Here is an 8,608-nt window from a genome sequence, read left to right as displayed (position 1 = left end):
GCCGACGACACCCGCGACGAGGTCGTGGCCGGCGGCGAGGGCGAGGAGCTCGGGGGTCTCCTCCGCGACGGTGACGGTCTGGACGAGGACGGTGGCGGTCACCCCGGCCGCGCGGGCCTGCGGCTGGAGCTCCGCGAGGGTGAAGGTGCGGCGGATCGGGGCGAGCCGCTCACCCTGGATCCAGTCCTGGTTCCGCACGGAGAGGTCCCACACGTGGTGGTGCGCGTCGACGACCGCCGGGGGCGGCGTCATGCGCCGGACCGGGGGCGGGCGTCCGGTTCCGCGAGGGCGCCGCCGTCCAGGAGGCCTTCCGCTCGCAGGTCGTCCCAGAGTGCACCGGGCACGGGGGTGCGGAGCAGGGCGGCGGCGTCGCGCACCTCGTCGGCGGAGCGGGTGCCGACGAGGACGCCGGCGACGGCCGGGTGGCCGAGGCTGTGGTGCAGCGCGGCTGCCCGCAGGGGGACTCCGTGCCTCTCCGCCACGGCCTTGATGCGCAGCGCCCGTTCGACGAGGGGGGCGGGGGCCGTGGCGTAGTCGTACGTGGCTCCGGGGCGCGGGTCGGCGAGGAGCCCGGAGTTGAAGACCCCTCCGACGACGACGCTGCGGCCCCGCGCGGCGGCCTCGGGCAGGAGGGCGTCGAGGGCGCTCCGGTCGAGGAGGGTGAAGCGGCCGGCGCACAGGACGACGTCCACGTCGGTGTCGCACACGAAGCGGGTGAGCATGGCGGTCTGGTTCATGCCGGCGCCGATGGCCCCGACGACACCTTCCGCGCGCAGCCGTTCCAGTGCGGGGTACCCCTCACGGAAGGCCGCTTCCGCGTGGTCGTCGGGGTCGTGGAGGTAGACGACGTCGACCCGGTCGAGGCCCAGTCGTTCGAGGCTGTCCTCCAGGGACCGGCGTATGCCGTCGCCGCTGAAGTCCCAGCGGCGCCGGTGGGTGTGCCGTACGGCGAACCCTTCCGACAGCCCTCCGGGGACCGCCGCCTCGGCGGCCGTGAGCGGCTCGAGCACTCTGCCCGCCTTCGTGGACACCGTGTACGCGTCCCTGGGACGGGTGCGCAGGGCTTCGCCGAGGCGGCGTTCCGACAGCCCCGTGCCGTAGTGCGGCGCCGTGTCGAAGTGCCGGACGCCCTCCTGCCAGGCCGCGTCGACGGCGGCGGCGGCCTGTTCGGGTGCGACCTCGGTGAAGAGGTTGCCGATGGCCGCTGCCCCGAAGGAGAGCTCGGTGATCTCCACCGAGCTGTGTCCGAGCCTGTTGTACCGCATGCCTGTGCCGCCCTCACCGGGTGATCGCCGACCGTCCGGACAGCACTATTCATCGGGTCGATCAAGGGCGTCAACCCCGCCGCCCAACCGTGGCAACCAGGAAAGAGGGGGTGCCCGGGAGCGATCAGTCCGACCTTTGCCGGATCATGCCGTCAGGCCGGGGCGGGCACCGAGGGCAGGAGTGCGGCCATGTCGCGGAGTTCGTCCTCGACCGCCGCCGACAGCCGGTCCAGGTCGGGCAGTGCCCTGCCGTCGGCCACGAGACCGACCTGTACGCGGCCTCCGTACGTGGACAGGGCGATGGCCAGCGACTGCCCGCGGGCCAGCGGGGCCATCGGGTAGAGGGCCCGCAGCGGGCAGCCGCCGAGCGAGAGCGCCGAGCGGGGCAGGGGCACGCTGGTGACCAGGATGTCGAAGAGCATCCTGGCGGCGCTGCCGGCCAGCGGTGCTCCGAACCGGTGGGCCAGTGCGGGCAGCTGGTCGGCCAGCACGGCGACGGCCCCCGCACCGCGCAAGGGACCCGCGGCCTTGTTGCGGTCCATCGCCGTACGGACCAGCCGCAGCCGTTCCCCGGCGTCGGGTTCGCCCACCGGGAGGCCGAGCAGGTAGGCGGAGAGCCGGTTGCCGGTCGGGGCGGCGCCGGGTCTGCGGCGGGAGACGGGGACGAGTGCGCGGGGGTCGGCTTCGGGCAGCCGCTCGTCCCGTTCGAGCATCCAGCGCCGCAAGGCTCCCGCGACCACGGCGAGCAGGACGTCGTTGGCGGTGCCGCCCGCGGCCCGGCGGATCCGCTGGACCGTCGCGGCGTCGAGATCCGCGGTGGCCAGGCGCCGGGTGCCGCTGGAGCTCGCGGTGAGGGCGGTCGCGCCGCGCAGGTCGAGGCGGCTGGCCCGTACGACCGAGGCGCCGACGCCGAGTGCCCTGCGGACGCCCCCGATCCGGTCCATGGCCATGCCCGCGACCTCGGACGGCCCGGGCAGCCACGGGCGCGGGGGCAGCGGGGACCGGCGGCGCACGGGGCCGCGGCCGGCGGCCGCGATCTGGTCGAAGATGCCGGCGCCGATGGCGACGGCCCGCATCCCGTCGGCGAGCGCGTGGTGCAGCTTGACCAGCACCGCGAACGGCCCGGCGCCGGCGCTGTCGAGCAGGTACATCTGCCAGGGGGGCCGGCCCCGCCCGAGGGGTTGTTCCATCAGTTCACCGGCGAGCCGGGTGGCCTCGGCCATGAAGTCGCCGGGGCCGAGCTCCACGCGCCTGACGTGCCGGTGCACGTCGAAGTCGGGGTCCGCGAACCACCCGGCGCCACCCACCGGCAGCAGGACGTCGCGTACCCGCATCCGCAGGCGCGGGACGGCGGCGGCGCGGGTGTCGAGGAGTTCCAGCAGTTCTCCGGGGGCGACACCTGGCACCGGGGAGAACACCGCGAGCGCGCCGAGGTGCATGGGGTGGGCGTCGGTCTCGAGGTGCCAGAAAGCCAGATCAAGAGGTGCCAGTAGCTCGGTACTCAACGGGGCCTCGCGTCATCGGCAGGAGAACTGCGAGATCGCAGTCAATCCCTGATGGTCGGTTACGGACAAGATTGAACGCGTTACGTACTGTTACAGTCTCGCGGCGCGCAGGTGAATGCGCTACCGGCACACGTCCCACTCCGTCACCGGCCGCTTCCCGCGACCGTCCGCACCCGGCGCGCGCATCCGCTCAGGCGCGCTCGGGGACGGCGAACTCGCACCACACGCACTTTCCGTTGCCGCGCGACTCCACGCCCCAGATGTCCGCCAGCCGGTCGACGAGCATGAGCCCCCGGCCGGACACACCCGACTCCCCCGCGTCCCTGCGGCGGGGCAGGGCGCTGGACCGGTCCTCGACGTCGACCCGCAGGCGCCGCCCGGAGCCGGCGAGCACCCGGATGGTGACGATGGCGCCGCCGTCGGTGTGCATCAGCGCGTTGGTGATCAGCTCGTCCGCCGCCAGCTCGATCTCGTCCGTCCGGTCCTTGGCCCCCCAGGCGCGTACCGCCGCCCGGATCATGTGACGGGACGAGGTCAGCGCCTCCGGATCGTTCTGCGCGACGTGCTGCTGGAGCCGGCCGCCGGGATGCGGGGCGTGGGCGACGTTGCGGCGGAACAGCAGAACGGCCACGTCGTCGTCGCCCCCACGCTCGTCGACCACCTCGCAGAGCCGGTCGGCCAGCCGCTGCAGGTCCTGCGGTCCCTCGCTCACCATCGCCGTCAGCAGCCGCATCCCCTCGTCGAAGTCCTCGCCCGGGAGCTCCACCAGCCCGTCGGTGTACAGGACGATGGTCTGGCCCGGATCGAGGTCCACGGTGCTGACGGGGTATTCGAGCTGCCCGAACTCGGCGGAGAGACCCAGGGGAAGCCCTCCTTCGGCGGTCAGCTTGCGGCAGTTCCCGCCGATGTCCCGCACGAGTGGTTCGACGTGGCCCGCCCGCACCAGTTGCAGCACTCCGGTGGTGGGGTCCACCTCGGCGTACGAACAGGTCGCGAACCGGTCGGTGTCCAGCTCGTGGAGGAAGACGGAGGCCCTGGCCATGACCGTGGCGGGGCTGTGCCCCTCGGCGGCGTAGGCCCGCAGGACGATGCGCAGCTGCCCCATGACCGCGGCCGCGTGCGTGTCGTGCCCCTGCACGTCCCCGATGACGGCCCCCACCCGGCCGTTGGGCAGCGGGATGATGTCGTACCAGTCACCGCCGATGTCCCGTCCGAGCCGCGCCGAGCGGTAGCGGACGGCGACCTGCGCCCCGGCCACCTCGGGGATCCGGCGCGGCAGCATCGCCTGCTGGAGGCCCTCGGCGAGGTCGTGCTCCTGCTCGTAGAGCATGGCCCGCTGCAGGCTCTGGGCGATCGAGCTGCCGAGTGCCACCAGCAGGTTGCGCTCGTCGGCCGTGAAGCCCGCCTTGTTGCCGTAGAGGAGGCCCAGGGCGCCGATCGGGCGGGCCTGGGCGATGAGGGGGAGGTAGGCGGCGGAGGTGATGCCGAGGTGGCTGATGTGGGGCCACAGGATGGGGTAGGAGGCGGCGAAGTCCTCGGCCGACTCGATGAAGCGGGGGGTGAGGGTGCGGATCACCTCGCTCATCGGATAGGCGTCGTCCGTGCGGGTGAAGCGGGTGCCGGGCACGTGGGCCCCTTCCGGCCCGTCCGCCACCAGGTGGATGCGCCCCGATTCGAGCAGGCCCATCACCAGGCTGGTGGCCCCGAGGTGTGCCAGGCCCTGGGAGTTCCTCAGCACGTCGGTGACGTCCTTGACCGTCCGCGCGTGCGCCAGGGCCGCCGTGGTGCCCTCGACCAGGCTGGTGCGCCGTCGGCGCTCCTGGTCCACCGCCTGGCGGGCGGTGGCGTCGGCGAGCTCCTGCGTGGCGTCGCGGATGATGCCGATGATGCGGCGGGGCCTGCCGGTGCCGTCCCGGCGGATGAAGCCCTGCGTGTGGGTCCAGCGCAGGGTGCCGTTCCTGCGGGTCCTGCGGAAGTAGGCGCCGTAGTTGCTGCGGCCGCTCTTGAGGGCCTCCGAGACCATGTGGTCGAGGCGTACGGCCTCGTCGGCCGGGACGCGTGGGGCGAGGGACGCGGGGCGGTCGTCGTACTCCTCGGGCCGCAGGTCGAACACGTCGAGTGCGGGCTCGTCCATGTGCATGAGACCGCTGTCCAGGTCCCAGTCGAAGCTGCCCATTCGGTTCAGGGCCAGGCTGAGGTCCGGGTGGGCGGGCCAGTCGTCCGGGAGTGACAGGGCACCCGCAACCCGATCATCCATATGCGCCACTCTGCCATTATCTGTCCGATTCTTCGACCGAACGATCCTTGTTGAACGCGTTCAAGAAACCCTCTAAGCTCATACCGGTAATAATTGAACGCGTTCAGTTCTCCTGGCTCACGGGAACGGCGCGCCATGACGTGGGGGGTGGGCTCGGTGTCCGTGCTGGTCGCGCTGATCGTGATGCTCGGAATGCTGGTGATCGTGCCGATGGGGCTCCGGCTCGTCGGCGACCCCGCGCTCGACCGGATACGGCACCTGTGGCCGTACTTCGCGGTGCCGGGCGCCGCGTCCCTCTGGCTGCCGCGCGGCGGCGCGGCCACCGCACTCGCCCTCTGCTACGCCCTGGGCACGGTGCTCCTGGCGGCCCACGCGCCCCGGCGACTGGCCAGGACCCGCAGCGTCCGCCCCACCGAGGCCGCTCTCCTCACGGCTCTGGCCGCCCCGTCGGTCGCCGCCCTCGCCCTGGTCGCCGAGCGTTCGGGGCACGAACTCCTCGGCTTCGACCTGGGCATCCTGGCCCTCACCGTCCCGCACTTCCACTTCGCCGGCTTCGCCGCCGCCCTCGTCGCGGGCCTCGTCTGCCGCGCCGGGGAAGGGACGGCGGGCCGTTTCGCCGCGCTCAGCGTGCCCCTGGGCACCCTGCTGGTGCTGGGCGGCTACTTCGTCGGCGACCTGGCCGAACTGGCGGGCACCCTGGTGCTCACCGCCGGGATGTGGACGGTCGCCCTGCTGACCTGGCGCACCGTCCGCGGGCGCGGCGCGGACCGTGTCACGCGGGTGCTGCTCGGCATCTCGGCCGCCGTCCTCCTGGCGACCATGGTGCTCGCCCTCAGCTGGGCACTCGGCGAGGCGACCGGGATACCGCACCCCACCCTGACCTGGATGGCCGCCACCCACGGGCTGGGCAACGCGCTGGGCTTCGGCCTCTGCTCGGTGCTCGCCTGGCGCCGGCTCCACGACCGCACCCCTCGGAAGGCATGACCGCATGAGCACCCTGACGTACCCGGAAGCCGGCGCCACCCGTCTCGACCCGCTCCCGGACGGGTACAACCACCTGCGCCACCGGACCGCCGTGGGCCGGGGCCGGGCGTGCTTCGAGGCGGCGGGCACCGCGGTCACCGAGTGGCGGATGCACCGCGCCACGGGGGCGCGGGTGCGCGCGTCGGAGCCCCGCGCCTCGGCCGGGGCGGCGGTCGAGGTGTCGGTGGGCGTGGGGCGCTTCCGCGTCACCGCCCCCTGCGAGGTCGTCTGGACGGCTTACGGAAGGAGCCGGACCGGCTTCGCCTACGGCACTCGGGCCGGACACCCCGAGTGCGGGGAGGAGAGCTTCGTGGTGGAGCTCGCGGACGACGGGACGGTGTGGTTCACGGTCACGGCGTTCTCCCGCCCGCGCGCCTGGTACTGCCGGCTGGCCGGTCCCGTGGTGCCGGTCGTGCAGCGGTGGTACGCCCGCAGGCTCGGCGCGGTGCTGCGGAAGACCGTGTCGGTCACGCCGTAGGACCCGCACCGGGCCCGATACTGGGCGGCGATGGACTGGTTCACCGCAGACGGTCACTGGCTGAGCAGGCTGGTCTTCCAGCGCTCGCTCGCCGTCGTCTACCTGGTCGCCTTCGTCGCCGCCGCCGTCCAGTTCCGGGCGCTGATCGGAGAGCGGGGCATGCTCCCCGTGCCCGACCTGCTGGCGCGGACTCCGTGGCGTGCGGCGCCCGGCCTGTTCCGGCTGCACTACTCCGACCGCTTCTTCGCCCTGGTGGCCTGGACGGGCGCCGCCGTCTCGGCCGCACTCGCCGCCGGCCTCGACGGCCTCCTCCCGTTGTGGGCGGCCATGGTGCTGTGGGCGGTGCCCTGGGTGCTGTACCTGTCGATCGTCCAGGTCGGCCAGACCTGGTACGGCTTCGGCTGGGAGTCCCTGCTCCTGGAGACGGGCTTCCTCGCGGTGTTCCTCGGCAACGGGGAGACGCCCGCCCCCGTCCTGGTGCTGTGGCTGCTGCGGTGGCTGCTCTTCCGGCTGGAGTTCGGCGCCGGAATGATCAAGATCCGCGGTGACGCGTGCTGGAGGCGGCTGACGTGCCTCGACTTCCACCACGAGACCCAGCCGATGCCGGGACCCCTGAGCTGGTTCTTCCACCGGCTGCCGAGGCCGGTCCACCGGGTCGAGGCGGCCGCCAACCACGTGACCCAGCTCGTCATGCCCTTCCTGCTGTTCACCCCGCAGCCGGTGGCGAGCATCGCGGCGGGGCTGATGGTGGTCACCCAGCTCTGGCTCGTGCTGTCCGGCAACTTCGCCTGGCTGAACTGGCTGACCGTCGTCATCGCCCTCGCGGCGATCGACTGGTCCCCGCTCGCCGGCCCCGCGCCGACGGCCCCGGCCCCACCGGTCTGGTACGAGGTGGTGGTCATCGCGGTCACCGCCCTCGTCCTCGTCCTCAGCTACCGGCCGGCGCGCAACCTCCTCTCCCGCCGGCAGGTGATGAACCGGTCCTTCGACCCGCTGCACCTGGTCAACACCTACGGGGCGTTCGGCAGCATCAGCAGGACACGGCTGGAAGTCGTGGTCGAGGGCACCGACGAGGCGGTGGTGCGCGAGGGCACCCGCTGGCGTGAGTACGGCTTCCGCGGCAAGCCGGGCGATCCCCGCCGGCTGCCGCGCCAGTTCGCCCCCTACCACCTGCGGCTGGACTGGATGATGTGGTTCGCGGCGCTCTCCCCCGCGTACGCCCGCCCCTGGTTCGGGCCGTTCACCGAACGGCTGCTGCTGGGCGACCGCGACACCCTGCGGCTCCTGGGGCACAACCCGTTCCCGGACGCCCCACCGGTCCACGTCCGGGCCAGGGTCTTCCGTTACCGGTTCACGGACTGGCGGGAGCTGCGCTCCACCGGCCACTGGTGGCACCGGACGTACGTACGCGACTTCATGAGGCCCACGTCCCTGCCGGCCCCGCTCCGGCGCGGCGGCCCGTCATGAGAACGGCTCCGGCCCCGCGGGTGCGGGACCGGAGCACTGCTCCGCGCGAGGCCGGACGGAACGGTCAGTCGATGCCGGGCAGGATGTGCGGCTCGGCCAGGTCGTCCTCGTAGCCGGCGAGCCGGATCGGTGCCGACCGTGCCCAGACCTCGATGTTCCGGAGCTTCTCGGGCCGCCGGGCCCGCTCTCCGGCCAGTTCGGCGGGACGTTGCTCGCTCTGTGTCATTTCAGGTGTCACCGCGGACTCCTTATGTGTCGCGTAACCCCGGGGCGGTGGCGACGCCACGGGGGTACGAACCGTGTGGCGACCGCCCTCTGCGGGGCAGGGGCAGAAACAGTTCGGTCGCGGTGGCGCCGGTACGGGGCGGGACGGCGGCCTGCTTACAGACCTGTCCCGGGACGGCCGAGGAAGTTTCGTGGATCCCTTGGTGGCGTCCGTTCACTTCAGAGTAACCAAATGAGCGCCATCCCGCTCGACAGAACGTGTGGCCTGGGTCACTTTGAGCCAATGAGCCCTCCCGCCACCTGCGACTCAGCCGTCCCGCGGGTCGCCTGGGAACGGGAGTGCGCGGCACACGACGACAGCGGCGGCGGCCCGTACCCACGGGCCGCC

Annotated in this window: 7 protein-coding genes and 1 pseudogene; 3 read left to right on the top strand and 5 right to left on the bottom strand. The window is 72.9% G+C overall.

Annotated features, from left to right (window positions below; all coding sequences use genetic code 11):
• From ABZ371_RS24865 to ABZ371_RS24850, 4 genes and pseudogenes are all read right to left on the bottom strand, one after another.
• Positions 1 to 252 (bottom strand): annotated as a pseudogene (locus ABZ371_RS24865) (amidohydrolase); the annotation flags it as partial.
• Positions 249 to 1,265, bottom strand: coding sequence for an aldo/keto reductase (locus ABZ371_RS24860; RefSeq protein ID WP_358683433.1), 1,017 nt, complete (start codon positions 1,263 to 1,265; stop codon positions 249 to 251). The gene ABZ371_RS24860 and the pseudogene ABZ371_RS24865, both read right to left, overlap by 4 nt.
• A 152-nt stretch (positions 1,266 to 1,417) precedes the next feature.
• Positions 1,418 to 2,770 carry a wax ester/triacylglycerol synthase family O-acyltransferase gene (locus ABZ371_RS24855; protein WP_358683431.1) on the bottom strand — a complete coding sequence of 451 codons (1,353 nt, stop codon included), beginning with the start codon at positions 2,768 to 2,770 and terminating at the stop codon, positions 1,418 to 1,420.
• 190 nt (positions 2,771 to 2,960) lie between these two features.
• Positions 2,961 to 5,027, bottom strand: a complete 2,067-nt coding sequence (locus ABZ371_RS24850; RefSeq protein WP_358683429.1) for a SpoIIE family protein phosphatase — start codon at positions 5,025 to 5,027, stop codon at positions 2,961 to 2,963.
• A 156-nt stretch (positions 5,028 to 5,183) separates the two neighbouring features.
• Between ABZ371_RS24850 and ABZ371_RS24845 the strand changes: the two genes are divergently transcribed.
• The 3 genes from ABZ371_RS24845 to ABZ371_RS24835 are packed head-to-tail and all read left to right on the top strand — an operon-like array spanning position 5,184 to position 7,995.
• Entirely contained in the window at positions 5,184 to 6,011 is an 828-nt protein-coding gene (locus ABZ371_RS24845; protein WP_358683435.1) for a YndJ family protein, read from the top strand.
• A gap of 4 nt (positions 6,012 to 6,015) precedes the next feature.
• Positions 6,016 to 6,528: a DUF1990 domain-containing protein gene (locus tag ABZ371_RS24840; protein WP_358683427.1), complete on the top strand. Its 513-nt coding sequence runs from the start codon at positions 6,016 to 6,018 to the stop codon at positions 6,526 to 6,528.
• 30 nt (positions 6,529 to 6,558) lie between these two features.
• Positions 6,559 to 7,995: a lipase maturation factor family protein gene (locus ABZ371_RS24835; protein ID WP_358683425.1), complete on the top strand. Its 1,437-nt coding sequence runs from the start codon at positions 6,559 to 6,561 to the stop codon at positions 7,993 to 7,995.
• 64 nt (positions 7,996 to 8,059) lie between these two features.
• Here the strand turns inward: ABZ371_RS24835 and ABZ371_RS24830 are convergent, their stop codons facing one another.
• On the bottom strand, positions 8,060 to 8,233 hold the full coding sequence (locus ABZ371_RS24830; protein WP_358683437.1) for a hypothetical protein: 174 nt from the start codon (positions 8,231 to 8,233) through the stop codon (positions 8,060 to 8,062).
• Between the last annotated feature and the right edge of the window lie 375 nt (positions 8,234 to 8,608).

This window comes from Streptomyces sp. NPDC005899, assembly GCF_040629645.1.
Taxonomy (GTDB): domain Bacteria; phylum Actinomycetota; class Actinomycetes; order Streptomycetales; family Streptomycetaceae; genus Streptomyces.
The sequence above is the reverse complement of the archived record's forward strand: the minus strand, read 5'-3'. Positions and strand labels throughout refer to the sequence as shown.

Coding starts and splice junctions, on each gene's coding strand:
- ABZ371_RS24860 (WP_358683433.1), bottom strand. CDS start 1,265: ATGCGGTACAACAGGCTCGGACACAGCTCGGTGGAGATCACCGAGCTC.
- ABZ371_RS24850 (WP_358683429.1), bottom strand. CDS start 5,027: ATGGATGATCGGGTTGCGGGTGCCCTGTCACTCCCGGACGACTGGCCC.
- ABZ371_RS24840 (WP_358683427.1), top strand. CDS start 6,016: ATGAGCACCCTGACGTACCCGGAAGCCGGCGCCACCCGTCTCGACCCG.
- ABZ371_RS24835 (WP_358683425.1), top strand. CDS start 6,559: ATGGACTGGTTCACCGCAGACGGTCACTGGCTGAGCAGGCTGGTCTTC.